The sequence below is a fragment of the Halomonas salsilacus genome (assembly GCF_051216275.1).
In the GTDB taxonomy this organism is placed as follows: domain Bacteria; phylum Pseudomonadota; class Gammaproteobacteria; order Pseudomonadales; family Halomonadaceae; genus Halomonas.
On record NZ_JBPKAQ010000002.1, the window covers coordinates 367,625 to 388,882 of the forward strand.

Sequence of the window (21,258 nt, forward strand, 5' to 3'; positions counted from 1 at the left end):
AGTAAGCCCCGGAGACCCTCATCATGCCCGTTTCAACAACGCCGCAGGGCACGCCGACCTGGCGCCTGCGCACCCCCCGCGCCCAGTGGCTGGGATACCTGGCCTGGCTGGCCGGCACCTGCCTCTTCCTGCTTTGCTGGAAGCTGATCTCCGACAACACCATGTGGGTGTTCATCGGGGACGCCGGCCGCCAAGGCAGCGACCTGATCAGCCGTATGATGCCGCCCCAGTGGAGCTATGCCCATCGGCTGTGGCAGCCGATGTGGGACACCATGAACATCGCCACCCTGGGCACCGTGCTGGGCATTGCCATGGCCTTTCCGGTGGCCTTCCTGGCGGCGCGCAACACCACACCCCACCCACTGGTTCGCAGCGCCGCTCTGCTGATCATCGTCGCCTCACGCTCCATCAACTCGCTGATCTGGGCGATGCTGCTGGTCACCATCCTGGGGCCGGGGGTGCTGGCCGGCATCATCGCCATTGCGCTACGCTCCATCGGCTTCGTCGGCAAGCTGCTCTATGAGGCCATCGAGGAGATCCACCCCACCCCGGTGGAGGCGATCAGCGCCACCGGCGCCAGCCGCCTGCAGGTGATGAGCTACGGCGTGCTGCCCCAGGTGCTGCCCGCCTTCGCCGGCATCAGCGTCTACCGCTGGGACATCAACATCCGCGAATCCACTGTGCTGGGCCTAGTCGGGGCCGGCGGCATAGGGTTGCAGCTCAACGCCGCCATCAACAGCCTGGCGTGGAATCAGGTCAGCGTGATCTTCCTGATGATCTTCGTCACCGTGCTGGCCTCGGAGTGGATCTCCGCCCGGGTTCGCCACGCCGTCATCTGAGTCCCCTTTCCAACAGGAGCACGACCATGCGCTTTCCCGACGCCGAGGTGACCACCCTCGACCTGCTACGCCACGGCGAGCCGGTGGGCGGCAGGATGCTGCGCGGCACCACCGACCACCCGCTGAGCGAGCTGGGCTGGCAGCAGATGCAGAGCGCCTTCGATGCCCGGGTCGGCGCCGCCTGGCAGGAGCTGCTGGCGGAACCACCCGGGCGCCATGTACTAGTGGTCTGCCATCTCTTCGTGACCAATGCCCTGCTGCACCAGGTGCTGGAGCAGCCGCTCTCGCGCCTGCTGGCCTTCGACCTGCCTTACGCCGCCACCTGCCGCATCCGCCACGAGCGCCACGCCCGGGGCGACACCAGCCTGGTGGAGTGGATCGGCCGATAGGGCGGCTTCAGACGGCCCGCGGCGCGGCGTCGCTGCGCACGCAGCTCAACAGACAGAAGACGGCCAGGGCGCCGGTCACCATGGGCAGCAGGAAGCCCACCGAATAGCTGCCGGTGAGCCACACGATCAGGCTGAACAGCGCCGGACCCACCAGTACCCCCATGTAGGTGAGCACCAGCACGGCGGCGGTGGCCTCGCCCACCTCGCCGGGCTCGCAGCGCCGCGCCACCTCGCCCAGATAGACCCCGTTCCATCCCACCGCCGTGGCGCCGGCTATCACCATCAGGGTGAGGGTCACCCAGGTCGGCACCAGGGTGCCGAGCACGGCCAGCAGGAAGAAGATAACGGCGATGACGCCGGCCAGGCCGAACAGCACCGGCAGGCTGCCCCCCAGGCGGTCGGCCAGGGCGCCCCAGCCCAGGCGACCCGTCACCCCGGCAACGTGCACCAGTGACACCACGGCGCCCGCCATCACCAGGCTCAGCAGCAACTCTTCGACCATATAGGCCACCGCGAAGCTGAGCAGCGAGAGCTGGGCCGCGGAGAGGCAGAAGCCGGTGGCGCCCAGCCAGCGCATGGCGCTATAGCGGCGCAGCACGCTCAGGCTGCCGGCGCCCTGCATGCGCACGCTGTCATCCCGGCTGGCATCCCAGCGGCCACGCCGCGGCTGGAGCAGCAGCAGGGTGGCCAGGCTAGCTACCCCCACCGCCAGGAAGGCGGCCTGCCAGTTCCACAGCGCGGCCAGCGGCGGCGCGATCAGGCCGGCCAGCACCCCGCCCAGGGGTACGCCGGTCTGCTTGATCGAGTAGACGAGGTTGCGCCGCTCGGGAGCCGTGAAGCGGGAGAGCAGCTCCGCCGCCGCCGGGCTGGTGATGCCGTAGGCGAGACCCAGCAGCACAGTGGTGGCCAGCAGCGCCAGCGGCGTGCCGATCAGCGCCAGCGCACAGCCTCCCATCACCAGCGCCATGGCCAACTGGCTCGCCCGGCAGCCGCCCAGGCGCCGGGCCAGCACCGCCGACTGCAACGAGGTGAGCATCGCCACCCCGTAGAGCAAGCTGACCTGCAGCCCGACCCAACCGGTCGGCACGCCGAAGGCCGCCGCCACCTGGGGCGCCAGGGTCGGCACCAGGAGCATGCCGCCGCTGCACAGCACCTGCACCCAGGTGGTGGCCGCCAGGACCCGCCAGCCTTCCGCGCGGGGCGGCGATGATGAAGCGGCGGGAGGCGAGGCAGGCATGGCAGGCTCCGGTAACGACGAAACCGTTAGCCTACACAGATAGTTAACGATGCGGCCAGCGCCATTGGCGAAACCCGCGTTCGTCGCCGGTGCAGGCTACGCTGACACAGCATCGTCACAAAATCGCCAGGCATTCGTTACCTATGCCCCTCATCTTCGAACCATGACAGATTCCACTCAGCGACTACGCTGTTGAAAACGCCACCATGAGCATCTCCCTTCGCCCGCCGGACAGAGAGCCCCATGAGCCACGCCAGTCAGCAGCGCATTCGTCTTGAAGGGGTCACCAAGCGCTGGGGTGACAGCCGAGGTGTCGACGGAATCTCCTTCGATGTCGACCCCGGCCAGTTCGTGATCCTGCTCGGCCCCTCGGGGTGCGGCAAATCGACGACCCTGCGCATGATCGCCGGCCTCGAACAGGCCACCGAAGGCAGCATCCACATCGGCGAGCGTGACGTGACACTTCTTCCGCCGGGGGATCGAGGCCTCAGCATGGTGTTCCAGTCCTACGCGCTTTTCCCCCACCTCGACGTGGCCGACAACATCGTCTTCGGCTTGCGCAGCCGCAAGGTGCCCAGGGCGGAACGCCGCGAACGTCTGCAGCGGGTCGCCGAGCTGGTCGACCTGGGCGCCTATCTGGATCGCAAGCCGGCTCAGCTCTCCGGCGGCCAGCGCCAGCGTGTGGCCCTGGCCCGGGCGATCATCTCCGAGCATCCCATCTGCCTGATGGACGAACCGCTCTCCAATCTCGATGCCCGCCTGCGCGCGGAGATGCGGCGCGAGATCAAGGCGCTGCAGTCACGACTCGGCATGACCGTGGTGTATGTCACCCATGACCAGGTCGAGGCGATGAGCATGGGCGACCGGGTGATCCTCATGCAGGACGGCGTCATCGTCCAGGACGACAGCCCGGATGACCTCTACAACCGCCCCGCCACCGCCTTTGCCGCGAGCTTCATCGGCAGCCCGGCCATGAACCTGGTGCACCTCGAAGCGGTGGATGGGAAAGCCGTGATCGACGGCGAGCCGAGCGTTGCCGTCGCTCCCGTCGAAGCGAGCAACGGCCAGCTTGGGCTGCGCCCCGAGGACATCGTGGTGCTCGGCCCCGACGACGCCGGGCTACCCGCCCGGGTCATCGACGGAGAATACCTGGGCGCCGATACCATCCTGCGCCTGGCCGTTGGCAGTCAGGTACTGCGCGCCCGGCTGCCCGGCAGACAGCCGCTGGCCGATGGCGAGCGCTGCCGGCTCGGCTGGGCCCCGGCCGCGACCCACCTGTTCGGTGACGACGGCGCGCGCCGGGATGACCTCACTCCCCTGACAGTTTCCGCGGCCGTCGGCCGCCCCTCGGGCGACGGCGGACACAGCGCGTCGCCTTCGCACTCCGGCACCCGCCCGGGCATTCCCTCGTGAATACAGGAGTCATTCCATGCGTGCGCGTCTCTCTTTCCCCCTGACGGCCCTGGCCGCGGGCCTGCTCGCTGCCAACCCCGCCCTCGCCGACGACCCGGTCGAACTGACCCTGTACTACCCCATCGCCGTGGGGGGTGCCCTCACCGACGTCATCGACGGCCTGGTCGACCAGTTCGAGGCCGAACACCCCGAGATCGCCGTGGACGCCATCTACGCCGGCAACTACGACGACACCCGGGTGCGCGCCATGTCGGCCATCGAGGCCGGCGACGCTCCACAGCTCTCGGTGCTGTTCTCCATCGATCTGTACGAGCTTCTGGAGCAGGACGCCATCATCGCCTTCGATGAGGTCATCGAGACCGACGAGGAGCGCGAGTGGCTCGACGGCTTCTATCCCGGCCTGATGGAAAACGGCCAGGTGGATGGCATGACCTACGGCATTCCCTTTCAGCGCTCGACCATCGTGCTCTACTGGAACAAGGACGCCTTCGAGGCCGCCGGGCTCGACCCGGAGACACCGCCGGAAACCTGGGACGACATGGCGCGGATGGGCGCCGCGGTGCGCGAGGCCTCCAATGGCGACCAGTGGGGCGTGATGGTCCCCTCCACCGGCTACCCCTACTGGATGTTCCAGGCCTTCGCCTTCCAGAACGGCCACCGGCTGATGAGCGAGGATGGTACCGAGGTCTACTTCGACGACCCGGCCGCCATCGAGGCGCTGGAGTACTGGGTCTCGCTGGCCACCGTGCACGACGCCATGCCCGACGGCGCCATCGAATGGGGCACCCTGCGCCAGAACTTCATCGAGCAGTCCACGGCCATGATCTGGCACACCACCGGCAACCTTACCGCGGTGCGCAACGAGGCCGACTTCGCTTTCGGCGTGGCCATGCTGCCCATGAAGACCCAGCGCGGCAGCCCCACCGGCGGCGGCAACTTCTACCTCTTCAAGGACGCCAGCGAAGAAGAGCAGCGGGCCGCCATGACCTTCATCCGCTGGATGACCGACCCGGAGCGGGCCGCTGCCTGGTCCATCGAGACCGGCTACATGGGCGTGAGCCCGGCCGCCTACGAGACCGAGGCGCTGCGCGACTACATCGAGCAGTTCCCACCGGCCGCGGTGGCCCGGGACCAGCTGGAACACGGCACCGCCGAGCTCTCCACCTATCAGGGTGGCCGGGTACGGCGGGCGCTGGACAACGCCGTCCAGGCGGCCCTGACCGGGCAGATGACACCCGCCGAAGCGCTGGCCCAGGCCCAGGCCGAAGCCGACGCGGCCCTGCGGCGCTACGCCCGCTGATGCCATGAGACCCGCAACCTGACCGACCCCCCGGGCGGCGGCTGCCGCCTCGGGGGGTCGGGTAACCCCGGAGGGCCGACATGGTCGAGATGAACGCCCATCGCCGCATGCAGCTCTATGGCGCCCTGCTGCTGCTACCGGCCGCCGTGCTGCTCTCTACATTTGCCTACCTGCCGACCATCACGACCCTGATCAACAGCCTCTTCCTGCCCGGCTTTCGCGGCGCGCCGACGGAATTCGTCGGGCTGGAGAACTACCGGCTCTTGATTGAGGACAGCACCTTCTGGCGGGTGGCGCGCAACAACCTGATCTATGCGCTGGGCACGATTCCCACCTCCATCGCCTTGGCGCTGGCCATGGCGCTGTTCGTCAACGCCCGCCTGCCGGGACGCGGCTTCGTGCGCATGGCCTATTTCACGCCGACCATCCTGCCGATGATCGCCGCGGCGAACATCTGGATGTTCTTCTACGCCCCGCAGATCGGGCTGTTCAACAAGGTGCTCGGCGCGCTCGGTTTCTCCGGGGTGAACTGGCTGGGAGACCCCAGCGTCGCGCTGACGTCGGTGATCGTCATGACGGTGTGGAAGGAGGCCGGCTTCTTCATGATCTTCTATCTCGCCGCCCTGCAGGGCATGGCGCCCGAGCTCAAGGAGGCTGCCGACCTGGAGGGCACCAGCCGCTGGAGCTTCTTCTGGCGGGTCACCTTCCCGCTGCTGATGCCGACCACGCTGTTCGTGCTGATCAACGCGCTGATCAACGCCGTGCGAGTGGTGGACCACCTCTTCATCCTGACCAAGGGAGGGCCCAACAACGCCACCAACCTGCTGCTCTACTACGTCTACGAGAACGCCTTCTCGTTCTTCGATCGCACCTATGCCGCCACCATCACCGTGGTGATCCTGGTGGTTCTGGCGATCGTGGCCACGGTGAAGTTCGCCATCCTCGACCGCAGGACGCACTATCAATGAGCCAGCCCAGCACCGCCAAGACCGCCGGATGGCCGATGGCCCTGCGCCTTCCCGGCCTCGAGACCACCGCCGCCTGGCTGCTGGCGGTGATCTGGATCTTCCCGCTGCTCTATGCGGTGTGGGCGGCCTTCCACCCGCCGGCCTTCATGGTGCGCTTCGACCTGTTCGCCCCGCTGACCCTGGACAACTTCACCAACGCCTGGGCCCAGGCCCCGTTTTCCCGTTACTACCTCAACACCTTCCTGCTGGTCACCGGGGTCGTGTTCGCCCAGTTCGTTGTCTGCACCCTGGCCGGCTTCGCCTTCGCGCGCTTCCCGATCCCCGGCAGGGACTTCCTGTTCATGCTGGTGCTGATCCAGCTGTTCGTGTTTCCCGAGGTGTTGATTGTCGAGAATTACCGCATCGCCAGCTCCCTGGGGCTGGTCGATACCATCACCGGCATCGGGCTGCCCTACGTGGCCAGCGCCTTTGGCATCTTCCTCCTGCGCCAGACCTTCAAGACCATCCCCCGGGAGTTGGAGGATGCCGCGCGGATCGAGGGCTGCGGCTGGATGGCGATCCTGCTCAAGGTCTATGTGCCGCTGGCCAGGCCCACTTACCTGGCCTACGGGCTGGTCTCGATCAGCCACCACTGGAACAATTTCCTGTGGCCGCTGGTAGTCACCAACTCGGTGGAGAGCCGTCCGCTCACCGTCGGGCTGGGGGTCTTCTCGGCGCCGGAAACCGGAGTCAACTGGGCCACGGTCAGCGCCGCGACCCTGCTCAGCATCGCCCCGCTGCTGATCGCCTTCCTGCTCTTCCAGCGCCAATTCGTGCAGTCCTTCCTGCGCTCCGGGATTCGCTAGTCAGCACGCCCCTACCAGGGCAGCGGCTCGCCGTTGCTGTGCCAGAAAGTGCCGGTGGTCTCCAGAGTCAGCCCCTCGATGCGCGCGGCGATGCCGGCGGCGGCCTCGTCCGGGGTGATCAGGCCACCGAAATTGACCATGCGGGTCTGCACATAGCCGGGGTGGAGCTGGACCACGGCGATGCCGCGGGGCCCGAGGTCCATGGCCAGCGACTTGCCGAAGGCGTTGAGCGCCGCCTTGGAGGCACGATAGCCGTAGCGCCCGCCGGAGTCGTTGTCGGCGATGGAGCCCATGCGGCTTGTGATGTTGGCCACCTTGCCGCCCTCGCCCAGGCAGTCGAGCAGCGCCTCGGTCACGCGCAGAGGCGCGTAGGCGTTCACCTCCATCTGGGTGCGGATCGAATCGAAGTCGATCTCTCCCAGGCGCTCGTCCCTGAGCAGGCCGGCGTTATTGATCAGCACCTCGAGGCGCTGCCCCTCCAGCTCCACGGCGAGCCGGGCGACATCCTCGGCGCGGGTCACATCGATGCCCTCGATCACCCGGGCGGCCACCTCGCGCAGCTCGGCGGTGTCGTCGCCGCTACCGCGGCAGACGCCGACCACCGCCCAGCCGGCATGATGGTAGTGGCTTGCCAGGGCGAGGCCGACGCCGCGGTTGGCGCCGGTGATCAGTACGGTGGAAGTCATGACAACTCCTCATCAGTAAGGTGACAGCACGACAGTGGCGCAGCCCGGCGCCGACATCAAGCCGGGCCGTTGCAGGAAAGAGGACCTATTCGGTACTATTTTGCATTTCAGAACGTCCATGACCGGAGTGCGGCAAGTACCCGCCGACCGCGTCGCCTGAGACCTGGCCACCATGATCATGCAGAACACCGATCCCGAGATCAGCCACCCGCAGCGGACTCGCGAGACCCGACGCATCACCGTGCTGGCCATCTGGGTCGACGGCATCGTCGGCCTGGTCAAGGTGATCACCGGCGTCCTGGTGGGCTCGGCGGCGCTGGTGGCCGACGGCATCCACTCCTTCTCGGACCTGATCACCGATGGCTTCGTGCTGGCCGCCACCCACTACGGCAGCCAGGGCCCGGACCACGACCATCCCTATGGACACGGTCGCATCGAGACCCTGGCCACGCTGTTCCTGGGCAGCGTGCTGATCTTCGTGGCCGGCGCCATCGCCTGGTCGAGCGTGGAGCGCCTGTTCTCCGGCGCCCAGATCCCACCGCCGGGCCTCTGGGCCATGCTGATTGCATTGGCCACCCTGCTCGCCAAGGAGGCCTTGTTCCAGGCTACCATGCGCGTGGCGCGCCGCCTGGGCTCCAAGCTGCTGGCGGCCAACGCCTGGCACTCCCGCTCCGATGTGCTCTCCACCGGGGTGGTGCTGGTGGGCCTGGTGGGCACCCAGTTCGGCCACGGCTGGCTGGACACGGTGGCCGCGGTGATCGTGGGGCTGCTGGTCGGCAAGGTGGGCTGGGACCTGCTGTGGGAGTCGGGCCGCGAGCTGGTGGATACCGCCCTGCCGGTGACGCAGCAGGAGGCGATGCGCGAGGTGGCGCTGGGCGTGCCCGGGGTGGAGGGCATCCACGACCTGCGCACTCGCCAGTCGGCCGGGCGCACCATGCTGGATCTGCACGTGGTGGTATCGCCGCGCATCAGCGTTTCCGAGGGCCACGAGATCGGCAACGAGGTGAGCCGCCGACTGCGCCAGGCCTTTCCCGAGCTGACCGACCTAACCTTCCACATCGACCCCGAGGATGACGCCGGCGCGGGCGACCCCAGCCGCCTGCCCGGCCTGCCGCTGCGCCCCGAGGTGGAGGCGGCACTCACCCAGCGCTGGTCCACCCTGCCCGCCTGGCTTGAGCTGCGCGACCTGGAGCTGCACTATTTGCAGGGCCGGGTCACGGTGGTGGCCTGCCTCGACGAGCACTCGCCGCTCGAGAGCCGGCAGACAGCCCGCCGGCTGGAGACCGCCGCCGCGGACCTCGACTGGTTCTCTCACGTGGAGATTCGCCGCCTGGCGCCCGATCCGTCGACCGATCGCCGAGCCTCTCAGGGCTATGGGTGACATCACCACCCCGTGCGGCGACAATGGTCGCCCCCTTCCCACGATCCGGACAGCATGAGCGACCCCCTGCGCATCCTGCATCGCGACGAGCACCTGGTGGCCGTTCACAAGCCGGCCGGCCTGCTGGTGCACCGCACCGCCCTGGCCCGTGGCGAGCGCGAGTTCCTGCTGCAGCGACTGCGCGACAAGCTCAGCCAACGGGTCTACCCGGTGCACCGGTTGGACCGCCCCACGTCCGGGGTCATGGTGTTCGCCCTGTCATCCGAGGTCGCCACCCCGCTGGCCGAGGCCTTTGCAGAGCGCCGGGTTACCAAGCGCTACCTGGCGGTGGTGCGCGGCATCGGTCCCGAGGCCGAGCGGCTCGAGTATCCGCTGCGCGAGGAGGACGGCAGCCGCCCCAAGGCCGAGATGCCCGTCATGGAGGCGGTGACCGACATCCGGCGCCTGGACAGCGTGGAGCTGCCGGTGCAGGTGGACCGCTACCCGCACAGCCGCTATTCGCTGATGGAGGCGCGCCCGCTCACCGGGCGGCGCCACCAGATCCGGCGCCATCTCTCCCAGCGGGGCTATCCGATCATCGGCGATGCCAAGCACGGCAAGGGCAACCACAACCGCTTCTTCGCCGAGCGCCTGGACGCCCCGCGGCTGCTGCTGGCCGCCACCGGGCTGGCCTTCGTGCACCCCGTAACCGAGCAGCCGCTGCGCCTGAGCTGCGCCCTGGACGCCACCATGACGGCCCTGTTCCGGCGCTTCGGCTGGGCCGGCCACCTGCCGGTGGACGCCGTGGGCGAGCCCCGGACGCCTCCCCAACCCGCCGCCATCGACTGACCGACACGCCGCCATGACCGATCTGCCCTTTGCCTCTTCCGCCATCGCCACCCAGGACAGCGTCGACACGGACGACCACGCCCTGCGCTTCGGCGGCATTCGCCGGCTCTACGGCGCCCGCGCCTTCGAGCGCTTCCGCACCGCCCACGTGGTGGTGGTGGGCGTCGGTGGCGTGGGCAGCTGGACGGTGGAGGCGCTGGCCCGCTCCGGCATCGGCCGGCTCACCCTGATCGACCTGGACGACGTCTGCGTCTCCAACGTCAACCGCCAGCTCCACGCCCTGGACGGCTCCATCGGACGGCCCAAGGTGGAGGTGCTGGCCGAGCGCTGCCGGGCCATCCAACCGGGCATCGAGGTGGTGGCCGACGCCGCCTTCGTCACCCCCACCAACCTGGCCGAGCGCATTCCCGAGGACCTCGACCAGGTGGTGGACGCCATCGACAGCGTGGTAGCCAAGGCAGCGCTGATCGCCTGGTGCAAGCGTCGCAAGCTGCCGATCATCGTCACCGGCGCCGCCGGCGGCCAGACCGACCCCACCCGCATCCGGGTAGCGGATCTCGCCCGCACCGAGCACGACCCGCTGCTGGCCAAGGTGCGCGCGCGGCTACGCCGCGACTTCGGCTTTTCGCGCAACCCGAAGCGGCGATTCTCGGTGGAGTGCGTCTACTCTGACGAACAGCTGGTCTACCCGGGCAGCGACGGTGAGGTGTGCCTCCAGAAGCCCGGCAGCGGCGAGGCCACCCGACTGGACTGCGCCTCCGGCTTCGGCGCCGCCACCTTCGTGACCGGCAGCTTCGGCTTCGTCGCCGCCTCCCGGGTGCTGGCGCGGCTGGCGAAACAGGCCGCCGCCGATGACGCCTCGACGCCCTGACCCGACCTCACCCCAGCACAACCTCTGACACCCACCCCTGGAGTCTGCCATGCCCCGCTCGCTTCCCGTCCCCGGCATCTACGCCCACTACAAGGGCAACCGCTACGAGGTGCTGGGCCTCGCCCACCACAGCGAAACCGAGGAGCCTCTGGTGGTCTACCGTGCTCTCTACGGCGAGTACGGCCTCTGGGTGAGGCCGCTTGCGATATTCACCGAACTGGTGGAGGTGCGGGGCGAGCCGGTACCGCGCTTCGAGCTGGAGAAGGCGTTCTAATCCTTTTCGTTCTAACCCCTTTCGCTCCAGCCCCTTTTCAGAACGACAACCGACAGAACGACAACCGGCGCCACGGGGGCGCCGGTGTCTGCGAGATGATGAGTCGGACTTAAAGGCTTACTCTTCGCCGGCCAACTGCATCTGCTTGAGCATGTAGTTCTCGATGCCGACCTTGTCGATCAGGCCGAGTTCGGTCTCGATATGGTCGATGTGGTCTTCCTCGTCAGCGAGGATGTCACGGAAGAGGTCGCGGCTCACGTAGTCCTTGACCTGCTCGCAGTGGGTGATCGCCTCGATGTAGTCGGTGCGCCCCTCGTGTTCGATCTTGAGGTCGCTCTCGAGCATCTCGCGGACGTTCTGGCCGATGTTGAGCTTGCCGAGGTCCTGAAGGTTGGGAATACCCTCGAGGAACAGGATGCGCTCGATCAGCTTGTCGGCGTGCTGCATCTCCTCGATGGACTCGCCGTACTCCCACGTGGCCAGCTTCTGCAGGCCCCAGTCCTTGTACATCTTGGCGTGCAGGAAATACTGGTTGATCGCGACCAGTTCGTTGCCCAGGGCCTTGTTGAGATGCTCGATGACCTTGCTGTCGCCTTTCATGGATTCACCTTGTGGCTGTCGTCGGGGAAGTGTCGCTGCAGCTTGGCATGCCAGGGACGGCATTGCCAGGCGCTGCTCACCAGTCTAGCGAATCCTGTCGAAAAGCCAATGAAATCAACCTTCTGATAACGAAAGCGAGAATGATCTCGATTCCGCCGAAGGACTACTGTCACACCGCGTAAGCGAGATCCTCGGTGCCCACCATCAGCTCCGACTTCACCGCGTCGCGGGTGATGCCCTTGGCCTGCACGGCGCACTTGCCGCACTGGGTGCCGCAGCCGGTCTCGCGCTGGACGTCGCGCCAGCTGCGAGCGCCGTCCTCGACGGTCTGGCGGATCTGGTGGTCTGAGACCCCCTTGCAGAGACATACGTACATCGACATCACCTCGCTGACGACTGCAAGAATAAATGTAAATGATTCGCATAGACTCTTGCAAGCGAGAAACGACCAATGTCTGATCCGAGTCAATATCCCCGCTACGCACGGCTACCTGGATGGCTTGGGCAGCGCCACCACCCGGGTGCCGGAGGCGATATCCGACCAGCTGCGCCGCTCGGCATCGAACAGGATCCACACATAGCCCAGGCCGAGGGCAGCGATCGACAGGCAGGCCACCAGGAAACGCACCGCCGCCTGGGCCAGGGTGATGGAGTCGCCGTCGGGAGTCTGCACCCGCAGCCGCCAGGCCTGCATGCCGAGCGTCATGCCGCCGCGGCCCCAGAAGAAGGCGAAGAAGGCGAAGGCCGAGACCAGCAGCAGCAGCTGCAAGGAGAGCCCCCAGAGCGGACTGGCCCCCACCTGCTCGGCGGAAATCCCCAGCAGGTGGCGGCCTACCCATAGGTGCAGGCCTGCCACCAGGAGCCAGATGGCGGCCACCAGGAAGCTGTCGTAGAGCATGGCGCCCAGCCGGCGGGCAAGCCCCGCCGGCCAGACGTCGTCGAGGTTCCCGAAACGTCGTTGCATGGAAGTTCCTTGCTCAGGCGGTTCGCCGCAGCAGGTAGAGCCCCACTGCGGCACAGATCAGGGTCGGCGCCAGCACCGCCCAGGCGGGTGAGAAGCCGAACACCATGGAGGCCGGCGCCAGCAGGTCCTGCAGGTACTTGAAGACCAGGCCCGTGACCACGCCGTAGAAGACCCGAGTGCCGGCGGCCACGGTGCGCAGCGGGCCGAACACGAAGGAGGCCGCCACCAGCACCAACGAGCCCATGGTCAATGGCATCAGCATCTTCTGCCAGAAATAGAGCAGCGGCTGGGTCGCCGCCTGTCCCTGGGCTTGCAGGTAGCGGGCATAGGCCAATAACTCGCTGGGCGCCTGGCTATCGATGGGCCGCAGCAGGCGGCTGAGCTGCTCCGGCGTCAGGCTGGTCTCCCAGGGCAGGATGTCGTGGCGCTTGGCCTCGGTGCTTTCGTCGTGGAAGCGGGTGAGCTCCACGCCCTCAAGCCGCCAGCTGCCGTCGCGCCAGGCGGCACGCTCGGCGCTGGCGGCCTCCACCAGCCGCTGGCCCTCGAATCGGTAGCGGGTCAGGTCGAGCACAGTGTCGTCGGCACGAATGGCCCCGAAGCGGTAGAAGCTGTCCCCCTCTCGCTGCCAGCCGCCGCGCTCGGTGAGAATGGCCCCGGCGCCCTGGATGCGCTCCAAGCGCCAGGCATTGGCGAACTGCTCGGTACGCGGGGCCACGTATTCCGCCACCAGCAGTACCGCCACGATCACCAGGATGATCGGCTTCATTGCCCCCCACAGGATGCGGGTCAGGGAGCGTCCGGCGGCACGCATCACGGTGAGCTCGTTGCTCGAGGCCATGCTGCCCAGGCCGATCAGCGCGCCGATCAACACCCCCACCGGGGCATACTGGTAGAAGCGCCAGGGCAGGCGCATCACCAGGTAGAGCAGCACCTGGAAGGCGCCGTAGTCGCCCTCCACGTCGTCCAGATCGTTGATGTAGGTGATCACCAGGTCCAGGCCCAGCAGCACCACCTGCACCACGATGATGGCCCCCAGCACATTGCGCGCCAGGTAGCGGTCGAAGCGATCGGCAATCATCCGCTCATCCCCTTGCGCTGTGCGCGTGCCATCATGATCAGCCCCAGGGCCAGGAAGGCGCCATGGATCGGCCACATCCCCACCAGGGCAGGCAAGGCTCCGCGGCCGATGGCGTCCAGGGCGGCCAGCAGTAGGCTCAGGTAGGCCACGTGCAGGAAGATGGCCGGCAGCAGCTTCGCGAAGCGCCCCTGGCGCGGGTTGACCCTGGAGAGCGGCATCGCCAGCAGGGTCAGGATGAAGACCATCAGCGGCAGCCCCAGCCGCCACTGCAGCTGGGCCTGGGCTCGAGACGAGCCGTCGCCGAACAGCGCCGCGGTGGTGGCGTACTCGGGCGCGTCGAGCTCGCGCATGTCGTCGGCCTGGGAGAGGCGCACCGCGTAGGTATCGAACTCGAGCCGCTCCGCCTCGAAGCGCCCGGGGTCGACGCTGTAGCGCTCGCCGTCGGCGAGGACCAGGAAACGGCTGCCGGTCTCCATGTCCAGGGTCTGGTAGCCCCCCTCGGCGCGGGTCACCGCCGTCTCCGGGGTGCCGTCGCGGCGGCGCTGGCGCTCGCTGATGAAGACGCCGCGCATCTCGCTACCGTCATCGCTGAGCCCCTCCATGTAGGCGGTGCGGCCGCTGCCAAACTCCTGGAAGCGCCCCGGAGCCAGGGCCGAGAAGTCGATGCGGCTGCGCTGCTCCTCGAGCATCACCGCGTTGTGCAGGGCACCGGCGGGCGTCAGCCACAGGCTGCACAGTGCCACCAGGACCGCCACCAGGGTGGCCGGCACCAGGCTCACCTGCAGCAGCTTGTTGGGGCTGGTGCCACAGGCCACCAACACGGTGATTTCGCTGTTGAGGTAGAGCTGGCCATAGGCGAGCAGGATGCCGAGGAAGAAGGCCAGCGGCAGGATCAGCTCGAGGAAACCCGGCAGATGGAACAGCATCAGGGTGCCGAGAATGCTGGCTGGGATATCGCCCTCGGCGGCGTTAGCGAAGTAGCGGATGAAGCGACTGCCCATGATCACCAGCAGCAGCACGCCAGCGACAGCGGCCATGGTGAGCAGGATCTCGCGGGTCAGATAACGGAAGATGATCATGCGGCGCCTGCCATGCAATGGGGCCATGCCTTGGGTACACTGGGGCGACACGGCGACGTGCCGGCATTATCCAGAATCCCCCTGCACTTGTAACCCCGACGTCTGCAACCAACACGCTTGTCTGTGGAGATGCCATGGAATTCCCAGTAAAGACGGGTAACCCCGCCAAGGTCGAGACCGCCTGCCTCGTCATCCCGATGTATCAGGATGGCGAACTGCTGCCTACCGCCGCACGCCTCGACGACGCCAGCGAGAGGCTCGTCGGCCAGCTCATGGAGCGCGGCGACTTCGATGCCAAGCTGGGCAAGGTGCAGATGATTCCCTTCGCCCCGGGCCTCTCCGCCGAGCGGCTGCTGCTGGTGGGCCTGGGCAAGCGTGACAAGTGCCAGGAGGCCGCCTTCCGCAAGGCGCTGGATGCCACCTTCACCGCCCTGTCCGACCTGCCGGTGGAAGACTGCGCCGTGGCCTTCACCGACGTGCCCCTGGCCGAGCGCGGCGCCGACTGGAAGGCGCGCATGGTGGCCGAGGCGACCCATCGCGCCCTTTACCGCTTCGACGCCTTCAAGTCCGAGAAGCCCCCCGCCCCGCGCCTGGAGCGGGTGACCCTGCTGGTCAGCGAGGACAGCGAGGCCGGCGCCGCCCGCGAAGGCGCGCGCATCGGCGACGCCGTGGGCCAGGGCATGAACACCGCCCGCACCCTGGGCAACCTGCCGGGGAACGTCTGCACCCCGAGCTACCTGGCCGAGCAGGCCGAGGCGCTGGGCAAGGCTTCCCGCGGGGCGCTTGAGGTCGAGATCCTCGACGAGGAGGCCTTGGAGGCGCTTGGCGCCTACAGCCTGCTCTCGGTAGGCCGCGGCAGCGAGCAGCCCTCGCGGCTGATCGTGATGAAGTACCTGGGCGCCGAGAACCCCCAGGAGGCCCCCCATGTGCTGGTGGGCAAGGGCATCACCTTCGACACCGGCGGCATCTCGCTCAAGTCTGGCGAAGGCCTGGACGAGATGAAGTTCGACATGTGCGGTGCCGCCAGCGTGCTGGGCACCGTCGAGGCGGTGCTGGGCATCCGCCCGAAGGTCAACCTGGTGGCCATCGTCGCCGCCGCCGAGAACATGCCCGACGGCCGTGCCACCAAACCCGGCGACATCATCAAGACCCTCAAGGGCCTGTCGGTCGAGGTGCTCAACACCGACGCCGAGGGCCGCCTAGTGCTGTGCGACGCCCTCACCTATGCCGAGCGCTTCGAACCGGCCAGCGTGGTGGACATCGCCACCCTGACCGGGGCCTGCATCATCGCCCTGGGCCACCACGCCACCGCCCTACTCGCCAACGACGACGACCTGGCCCTGGACCTGCTCGACGCCGGCGAAGCGGCCTGGGACCGCGCCTGGCACCTGCCCCTGTGGGACGAGTACCAGGAGCAGCTCGACTCCAACTTCGCCGATCTGGCCAACATCGGCGGCCGCCCGGCGGGCACCATCACCGCGGCCTGTTTCCTCTCGCGCTTCGCCGACCAGTTCCCCTGGGCACACCTGGATATCGCCGGCACCGCCTGGGCCTCCGGCAAGGAGAAGGGCGCCAGCGGCCGCCCGGTGGGCCTGCTGACCCAGTACCTGCTGGACCGCGAAGGCGACGCCGTGGTGGAGACCGACGTGGAAACCAATGCGGAATAGCGGCGGGGCTTGCGTTTTTCCCGCGTCGCCTTTCTCATGTGGGACTGACAACAAATTCACGACCCGGGCCGGCAATCGCCGGCCCGAGCTTCCTGTATCACCCCGGGGCCGGCACCGCCCCGGGCGTAGCGGAGACCCCCTTGCCGTGTCGACTGCCAGCTTCGAACTCCTGCCCAACTCCACCCCCACGGCCGACTCGATCCGTGAGGACATCCTCGTCAACCCCGGCTTCGGTCGCTACTTCACCGACCACATGGCCCATGTGCGCTGGACCCTGGACGCCGGCTGGCACGGCCGCCAGGTACGCCCCTACGGGCCGCTGACCCTGGACCCCGCCGCCGCGGTGCTGCACTACGCCCAGGAGATCTTCGAGGGCATCAAGGCCTATCGCCACGCTGATGGCTCCGTGTGGACCTTTCGCCCGGAGAAGAACGCCGAGCGCTTCCGCCGCAGCGCCCGTCGCCTGGCCCTGCCGGAGCTCTCCGACGAGGATTTCATCGGTTCGCTCAAGGCGCTGCTGGCCCAAGATCACGCCTGGGTGCCCACGCCGGCCAGCGAGGCCGACGAGTGCAGCCTCTATCTGCGCCCCTTCATGATCGCCAGCGAGAAGTTCCTCGGCGTGCGCCCCGCCCATGAGGTGGACTACTACGTGATCGCCTCGCCCGCGGCGGCCTACTTCAAGGGCGGCGTGGAGCCGGTCTCCATCTGGCTCTCCAGCCACTACAAGCGTGCCGCCCCGGGCGGCACAGGCTTCGCCAAGTGTGGCGGCAACTACGCCGCCTCGCTGGCGGCCCAGAAGGAGGCCAGCGCCCACGACTGCGGCCAGGTGGCCTTCCTGGACGCCGTCGAGAACAAGTGGATCGAAGAGCTGGGCGGCATGAACCTGTTCTTCGTCTTCAAGGACGGCCGCATCGCCACCCCGCGCCTGACCGACACCATCCTCGAGGGGGTTACCCGGGACTCGGTGCTGACCCTGGCCCGGGACGAGGGCCTCGCCCCCGAGGAGCGCCCGATCAGCATCGACGAGTGGCGCGAAGCCGCCGCCTCCGGCGAGCTCACCGAGGTCTTCGCCTGCGGTACCGCCGCGGTGATCACCCCGGTGGGCGAGCTGGTGACCGAGGAGGGTACCATCCGCCTGGCCGGCGACAACGGCAACCCCATCGCCAAGCGTTTGCGCACCAAGCTGCTCGACCTGCAGTACGGCCGCACCGAGGACACCCACGGCTGGCTGACGCGACTGGTGTGATATCGGCCCCATGACCCAGATCGATTTCTACGTCCTCCCCGACACCACCCTGGAGGCACGTCTCGACTTCGCCTGCCGGCTGGTCGAGACCATCCAACGCAAGGGCTATCGGCTGCACCTGCACGCCGAAGATGAGGCCATGGCCCGGGAGCTCGACGAGCGGCTGTGGACCTTCCGCCCGGACGCCTATGTGCCCCACGCACTGTTGGGCGATGACCAGGCTGAGGGGGAGGGAGACGCGCGGATTCCGGTCACCATCGGCTGGCAGACCCCACCCTCCCCCGACCTGGCCGTGCAGGCGCTGCTCAACCTCTCGCCGGGCATTCCCGAGTGGTTCTCGCGCTTCGAGCGGGTCGCCGAGATCATCAGCCAGCACCAGGACGTGCTCACCGCCAAGCGCGAGTGCTGGCAGACCTACAAGAAGCGCGGATACCCGGTCAAGGCGCACCAGCTGCGCGGGCAGTCGGGCTGACGCCAGGCGCCCCGCCGCGCTATAATCGGGCCCATTTTTCGTCGCTCTCTCCTGCCGTGCGGCCCTCTGGCCGGCGGTGATCATTTCTGGACCCGGAACGCCCATGGACAAGACCTACCAACCCGAGCAGATCGAATCCCGCTGGTACGAGCGCTGGGAGGCCGATGGCCGCTTCGCCCCCACAGGCCAGGGCGAGCCCTACTCCATCATGATCCCGCCACCCAACGTCACCGGCAGCCTGCACATGGGCCACGCCTTCCAGGACACCATCATGGATACCCTGACCCGCTGGCGGCGAATGCAGGGGCGCAATACCCTCTGGCAGGTGGGCACCGACCACGCCGGCATCGCCACGCAAATGCTGGTGGAGCGCAAGGTCGCCGCGGAAGAAGGCAAGACACGCCACGACCTGGGCCGCGAGGCCTTCATCGACAAGGTGTGGGAGTGGAAGCAGGAGTCCGGCGGTCAGATCACCCGTCAGCTGCGCCGCATGGGCGCCAGCGTCGACTGGAGCCGCGAGCGCTTCACCATGGACGACGGCTTCTACAAGGCGGTCCAGGAAGTCTTCGTGCGCCTCCACAAGGAGGGACTGATCTACCGCGGCAAGCGGCTGGTCAACTGGGACCCCACCCTGCACACCGCGATATCCGATCTCGAAGTGGAGAACCGCGACCAGCAGGGCCAATTCTGGCACTTCCGCTACCCGCTGGCCGATGGCGTCACCACCGATGACGGCAAGGACTGCCTGGTCGTCGCTACCACCCGCCCGGAGACCCTGCTGGGCGATACCGGCGTGGCGGTCAACCCGGAAGACCCCCGCTACGCCTCGCTGGTGGGCAAGTTCATCACCCTGCCGCTGGTGGGGCGCCGTATCCCGATCGTGGCCGACGAGCACGCCGACATGGAGAAGGGCTCCGGCTGCGTGAAAATCACCCCGGCCCACGACTTCAACGACTATGAGGTCGGTCGGCGCCAGGAGCTGCCGCTGATCAACGTCTTCACCCAGGAAGCGAGTATTCTCGAGCGCGCGGAGGCCTTCGATATCCAGGGCCGCCCGCTGCCGGAGATCGACGCGAGCCTGCCTGCGGCCTACACCGGGCTGGACCGCTTCGAGGCGCGCAAGCGCATCGTCGCCGACATGGAGGCGGCCGGCCTGCTCGAGCAGATCGAGACAATCAACAACACCCTGCCCTTTGGGGACCGCTCAGGCGACGTCATCGAGCCACTGCTCACGGACCAGTGGTTCGTCGCCGTGGAGAGCCTCGCCAGGCCGGCCATCGCGGCGGTGGAGAAGGGCGACATCGAGTTTGTGCCCAGGAACTACGAGAACATGTACTTCGCCTGGATGCGCGACCTGCAGGACTGGTGCATCTCCCGGCAGCTGTGGTGGGGCCACCGCATCCCCGCCTGGTACGACGCGGACGGCAATGTCTTCGTGGCCCGCAACGAGGTGGAGGCCACCCGGGACTACCTGGTCGAGCTGGCCCACTTCATCGAGCACGAGCAGGGCGACTTCGATAGCGCCATGCGCCTGCGCGGCTTCAACCAGCTGCTGGGCGGCACCACCGAGCTGACCGCCGACGCCCTGACGACCATGGAGAAATTGGGGGTGCCGCGCCTCACCCAGGACGAGGACGTGCTCGACACCTGGTTCAGCTCGGGCCTGTGGACCTTCGGCACCCTGGGCTGGCCGGAGCGCACCGAGGAGCTGCGCACCTTCCACCCCTCGAGCGTGCTGGTCACCGGCTTCGACATCATCTTCTTCTGGGTCGCACGGATGATCATGCTGACCCTGAAGTTCACCGGCGAGGTGCCCTTCAAGCAGGTCTACGTACACGGCCTGGTGCGTGACGGCCAGGGTCAGAAGATGTCCAAGTCCAAGGGCAACGTGATCGATCCCATCGACTTGATCGACGGGATCACGCTCGACACCCTGGTGGAGAAGCGCACCGGCAACATGATGCAACCCCAGAAGGCCAGGGCGATCGAGAAGGCCACCCGCGGCGAGTTCCCCGAGGGCATCGAGCCCCACGGCACCGACGCGCTGCGCTTCACCTTCCTCTCCCAGGCCACGACCGGGCGCGACATCAAGTTCGACATGGGCCGCCTGGATGGCTACCGCAACTTCTGCAACAAGCTGTGGAACGCCTCCCGCTACGTGCTGATGAACGCCGAGGGCGAGGACACCGGCCTCTCCCTCAAGGAGCAGAGCGGCGCCTCCGTCGAGCTCTCCCTGGCCGACCGCTGGATCCTCTCGCGCCTGCAGCAGACCACCGTCCAGGTCACGAAGGCCATGGAGGAGTTCCGCTTCGACCACGCCTCCCAGGCCCTCTACGAGTTCGTCTGGAACGAGTACTGCGACTGGTACCTGGAGCTCTCCAAGCCGGTGCTGTGGGATGAGGCCGCCTCCGAGCAAGCCAAGCGCGGCACCCGCCAGACCCTGGTGCGGGTACTCGAGGCGATCCTGCGCCTGGCCCACCCGATGATGCCCTACATCAGCGAGGAGATCTGGCAACGCGTGGCGCCCCTGGCCGGCACCCTCGCGAAGGATGCGGACGGTTCCATCATGGCGCAGCCCTGGCCGCAGGCCGACGAGGCGCTGCTCGACGAGCAGGCGACCCGCGACATCGAGTGGCTCAAGGGGGTGATCGTGGCAGTGCGCAACATCCGCGCCGAGATGAACATCGCCCCCGGCAAGCCGCTGGAGGTGCTGCTTGCCAAGGGCGACCCGGCGGACCGCGAGCGCCTCGAGGCCAACCGCCGCTTCCTGGCCAAACTGGCCAAACTGGAGAGCGTCTCCTGGCTCGACGACCCCGCCCAGGCGCCGCTCTCGGCCACCCAACTGGTGGGCGAGATGGAGGTGCTGGTGCCGATGGCCGACCTGATCGACAAGGAGGCCGAATTGGCGCGGCTCGCCAAGGAGATCGACAAGCAGGAGAAACTGGTCGGCGGCATCGAGAAGAAGCTCGGTAACGAGGGCTTCGTGGCCAAGGCGCCGGAGGCCGTGGTCGAGAAGGAGCGCGCCAAGCTGGCCGACTTCCAGGCCACCCGACGCCTGCTGGTGGAGCAGCGCGACAAGATCGCCGCGCTCTGAGCCACCGCTTCACTGGCTCCACCCCGC

Annotated in this window: 21 protein-coding genes; 14 read left to right on the top strand and 7 right to left on the bottom strand. The window is 67.7% G+C overall.

Annotated features, from left to right (window positions below):
* The first annotated feature begins 23 nt into the window (after window positions 1-23).
* Together phnE and ACR80S_RS05170 are read left to right on the top strand one after the other, a co-directional pair.
* Window positions 24-839, top strand: coding sequence for a phosphonate ABC transporter, permease protein PhnE (phnE, locus tag ACR80S_RS05165; RefSeq protein ID WP_435402715.1), 816 nt, complete (start codon window positions 24-26; stop codon window positions 837-839).
* Between the two features lie 26 nt (window positions 840-865).
* Complete coding sequence (locus tag ACR80S_RS05170) at window positions 866-1,228, top strand: phosphoglycerate mutase family protein (protein ID WP_435402716.1); 363 nt, start codon at window positions 866-868, stop codon at window positions 1,226-1,228.
* Between the two features lie 7 nt (window positions 1,229-1,235).
* Here ACR80S_RS05170 and ACR80S_RS05175 read toward each other — a convergent pair whose 3' ends face one another.
* Complete coding sequence (locus tag ACR80S_RS05175; protein WP_435399464.1) at window positions 1,236-2,465, bottom strand: MFS transporter; 1,230 nt, start codon at window positions 2,463-2,465, stop codon at window positions 1,236-1,238.
* Between the two features lie 243 nt (window positions 2,466-2,708).
* On the opposite strand from ACR80S_RS05175, the gene ACR80S_RS05180 reads away from it, so the two are divergent.
* The 4 genes from ACR80S_RS05180 to ACR80S_RS05195 all read left to right on the top strand — a co-directional run bounded on the left by ACR80S_RS05180 (window position 2,709) and on the right by ACR80S_RS05195 (window position 6,991).
* Window positions 2,709-3,878, top strand: a complete 1,170-nt coding sequence (locus ACR80S_RS05180) for an ABC transporter ATP-binding protein (protein ID WP_435402717.1) — start codon at window positions 2,709-2,711, stop codon at window positions 3,876-3,878.
* A 16-nt stretch (window positions 3,879-3,894) separates the two neighbouring features.
* Window positions 3,895-5,178 (top strand): ABC transporter substrate-binding protein, encoded by a 1,284-nt coding sequence (locus tag ACR80S_RS05185; protein ID WP_435402718.1) that lies wholly within the window; start codon window positions 3,895-3,897, stop codon window positions 5,176-5,178.
* A gap of 80 nt (window positions 5,179-5,258) precedes the next feature.
* Window positions 5,259-6,146, top strand: a complete 888-nt coding sequence (locus ACR80S_RS05190; protein WP_435399467.1) for a carbohydrate ABC transporter permease — start codon at window positions 5,259-5,261, stop codon at window positions 6,144-6,146.
* Window positions 6,143-6,991, top strand: coding sequence for a carbohydrate ABC transporter permease (locus tag ACR80S_RS05195; RefSeq protein ID WP_435399468.1), 849 nt, complete (start codon window positions 6,143-6,145; stop codon window positions 6,989-6,991). Before ACR80S_RS05190 ends, ACR80S_RS05195 begins: the two co-directional genes overlap by 4 nt.
* 11 nt (window positions 6,992-7,002) lie before the next feature.
* Here ACR80S_RS05195 and ACR80S_RS05200 read toward each other — a convergent pair whose 3' ends face one another.
* The gene (locus tag ACR80S_RS05200; RefSeq protein ID WP_435402719.1) at window positions 7,003-7,677 is read right to left on the bottom strand and encodes an SDR family oxidoreductase; all 675 of its coding nucleotides are present in this window, start codon (window positions 7,675-7,677) and stop codon (window positions 7,003-7,005) included.
* 178 nt (window positions 7,678-7,855) lie between these two features.
* Between ACR80S_RS05200 and ACR80S_RS05205 the strand changes: the two genes are divergently transcribed.
* From ACR80S_RS05205 to ACR80S_RS05220, 4 genes are read left to right on the top strand one after another with little or no spacing between them, the layout of a single operon-like run.
* Complete coding sequence (locus ACR80S_RS05205; RefSeq protein ID WP_435402762.1) at window positions 7,856-9,058, top strand: cation diffusion facilitator family transporter; 1,203 nt, start codon at window positions 7,856-7,858, stop codon at window positions 9,056-9,058.
* Between the two features lie 54 nt (window positions 9,059-9,112).
* The gene (locus ACR80S_RS05210) at window positions 9,113-9,886 is read left to right on the top strand and encodes a pseudouridine synthase (RefSeq protein ID WP_435399470.1); all 774 of its coding nucleotides are present in this window, start codon (window positions 9,113-9,115) and stop codon (window positions 9,884-9,886) included.
* A 13-nt stretch (window positions 9,887-9,899) separates the two neighbouring features.
* A complete protein-coding gene (tcdA, locus tag ACR80S_RS05215) occupies window positions 9,900-10,757 on the top strand; it encodes a tRNA cyclic N6-threonylcarbamoyladenosine(37) synthase TcdA (RefSeq protein WP_435399471.1) in 858 nt (285 codons plus the stop codon).
* 49 nt (window positions 10,758-10,806) lie between these two features.
* The gene (locus tag ACR80S_RS05220) at window positions 10,807-11,031 is read left to right on the top strand and encodes a DUF1653 domain-containing protein (RefSeq protein ID WP_435399472.1); all 225 of its coding nucleotides are present in this window, start codon (window positions 10,807-10,809) and stop codon (window positions 11,029-11,031) included.
* Window positions 11,032-11,148: 117 nt separating this feature from the next.
* Here the strand turns inward: ACR80S_RS05220 and bfr are convergent, their stop codons facing one another.
* The 5 genes from bfr to lptF all read right to left on the bottom strand — a co-directional run bounded on the left by bfr (window position 11,149) and on the right by lptF (window position 14,752).
* On the bottom strand, window positions 11,149-11,631 hold the full coding sequence (gene bfr, locus ACR80S_RS05225) for a bacterioferritin (protein ID WP_435399473.1): 483 nt from the start codon (window positions 11,629-11,631) through the stop codon (window positions 11,149-11,151).
* Window positions 11,632-11,800: 169 nt separating this feature from the next.
* A complete protein-coding gene (locus ACR80S_RS05230; protein ID WP_435399474.1) occupies window positions 11,801-12,007 on the bottom strand; it encodes a bacterioferritin-associated ferredoxin in 207 nt (68 codons plus the stop codon).
* Between the two features lie 111 nt (window positions 12,008-12,118).
* Window positions 12,119-12,595: an RDD family protein gene (locus tag ACR80S_RS05235; RefSeq protein ID WP_435402720.1), complete on the bottom strand. Its 477-nt coding sequence runs from the start codon at window positions 12,593-12,595 to the stop codon at window positions 12,119-12,121.
* Window positions 12,596-12,608: 13 nt separating this feature from the next.
* Window positions 12,609-13,673 (bottom strand): LPS export ABC transporter permease LptG, encoded by a 1,065-nt coding sequence (lptG, locus tag ACR80S_RS05240; protein WP_435399476.1) that lies wholly within the window; start codon window positions 13,671-13,673, stop codon window positions 12,609-12,611.
* Window positions 13,670-14,752: an LPS export ABC transporter permease LptF gene (gene lptF, locus ACR80S_RS05245; RefSeq protein ID WP_435402721.1), complete on the bottom strand. Its 1,083-nt coding sequence runs from the start codon at window positions 14,750-14,752 to the stop codon at window positions 13,670-13,672. Before lptF ends, lptG begins: the two co-directional genes overlap by 4 nt.
* A gap of 134 nt (window positions 14,753-14,886) precedes the next feature.
* Between lptF and ACR80S_RS05250 the strand changes: the two genes are divergently transcribed.
* The 4 genes from ACR80S_RS05250 (at window position 14,887) to ACR80S_RS05265 (ending at window position 21,231) form a co-directional block, all read left to right on the top strand.
* Window positions 14,887-16,419, top strand: coding sequence for a leucyl aminopeptidase (locus ACR80S_RS05250; protein ID WP_435402722.1), 1,533 nt, complete (start codon window positions 14,887-14,889; stop codon window positions 16,417-16,419).
* Between the two features lie 145 nt (window positions 16,420-16,564).
* Complete coding sequence (locus tag ACR80S_RS05255) at window positions 16,565-17,665, top strand: branched-chain amino acid aminotransferase (RefSeq protein ID WP_435399479.1); 1,101 nt, start codon at window positions 16,565-16,567, stop codon at window positions 17,663-17,665.
* A gap of 10 nt (window positions 17,666-17,675) precedes the next feature.
* Window positions 17,676-18,137: a DNA polymerase III subunit chi gene (locus ACR80S_RS05260; protein WP_435399480.1), complete on the top strand. Its 462-nt coding sequence runs from the start codon at window positions 17,676-17,678 to the stop codon at window positions 18,135-18,137.
* A 103-nt stretch (window positions 18,138-18,240) separates the two neighbouring features.
* The gene (locus ACR80S_RS05265) at window positions 18,241-21,231 is read left to right on the top strand and encodes a valine--tRNA ligase (protein ID WP_435402723.1); all 2,991 of its coding nucleotides are present in this window, start codon (window positions 18,241-18,243) and stop codon (window positions 21,229-21,231) included.
* The last annotated feature ends 27 nt before the right edge of the window (window positions 21,232-21,258 follow it).

Coding starts and splice junctions, on each gene's coding strand:
- phnE (WP_435402715.1), top strand. CDS start 24: ATGCCCGTTTCAACAACGCCGCAGGGCACGCCGACCTGGCGCCTGCGC.
- ACR80S_RS05170 (WP_435402716.1), top strand. CDS start 866: ATGCGCTTTCCCGACGCCGAGGTGACCACCCTCGACCTGCTACGCCAC.
- ACR80S_RS05175 (WP_435399464.1), bottom strand. CDS start 2,465: ATGCCTGCCTCGCCTCCCGCCGCTTCATCATCGCCGCCCCGCGCGGAA.
- ACR80S_RS05180 (WP_435402717.1), top strand. CDS start 2,709: ATGAGCCACGCCAGTCAGCAGCGCATTCGTCTTGAAGGGGTCACCAAG.
- ACR80S_RS05185 (WP_435402718.1), top strand. CDS start 3,895: ATGCGTGCGCGTCTCTCTTTCCCCCTGACGGCCCTGGCCGCGGGCCTG.
- ACR80S_RS05190 (WP_435399467.1), top strand. CDS start 5,259: ATGGTCGAGATGAACGCCCATCGCCGCATGCAGCTCTATGGCGCCCTG.
- ACR80S_RS05195 (WP_435399468.1), top strand. CDS start 6,143: ATGAGCCAGCCCAGCACCGCCAAGACCGCCGGATGGCCGATGGCCCTG.
- ACR80S_RS05200 (WP_435402719.1), bottom strand. CDS start 7,677: ATGACTTCCACCGTACTGATCACCGGCGCCAACCGCGGCGTCGGCCTC.
- ACR80S_RS05205 (WP_435402762.1), top strand. CDS start 7,856: ATGCAGAACACCGATCCCGAGATCAGCCACCCGCAGCGGACTCGCGAG.
- ACR80S_RS05210 (WP_435399470.1), top strand. CDS start 9,113: ATGAGCGACCCCCTGCGCATCCTGCATCGCGACGAGCACCTGGTGGCC.
- tcdA (WP_435399471.1), top strand. CDS start 9,900: ATGACCGATCTGCCCTTTGCCTCTTCCGCCATCGCCACCCAGGACAGC.
- ACR80S_RS05220 (WP_435399472.1), top strand. CDS start 10,807: ATGCCCCGCTCGCTTCCCGTCCCCGGCATCTACGCCCACTACAAGGGC.
- bfr (WP_435399473.1), bottom strand. CDS start 11,631: ATGAAAGGCGACAGCAAGGTCATCGAGCATCTCAACAAGGCCCTGGGC.
- ACR80S_RS05230 (WP_435399474.1), bottom strand. CDS start 12,007: ATGTACGTATGTCTCTGCAAGGGGGTCTCAGACCACCAGATCCGCCAG.
- ACR80S_RS05235 (WP_435402720.1), bottom strand. CDS start 12,595: ATGCAACGACGTTTCGGGAACCTCGACGACGTCTGGCCGGCGGGGCTT.
- lptG (WP_435399476.1), bottom strand. CDS start 13,673: ATGATTGCCGATCGCTTCGACCGCTACCTGGCGCGCAATGTGCTGGGG.
- lptF (WP_435402721.1), bottom strand. CDS start 14,752: ATGATCATCTTCCGTTATCTGACCCGCGAGATCCTGCTCACCATGGCC.
- ACR80S_RS05250 (WP_435402722.1), top strand. CDS start 14,887: ATGGAATTCCCAGTAAAGACGGGTAACCCCGCCAAGGTCGAGACCGCC.
- ACR80S_RS05260 (WP_435399480.1), top strand. CDS start 17,676: ATGACCCAGATCGATTTCTACGTCCTCCCCGACACCACCCTGGAGGCA.
- ACR80S_RS05265 (WP_435402723.1), top strand. CDS start 18,241: ATGGACAAGACCTACCAACCCGAGCAGATCGAATCCCGCTGGTACGAG.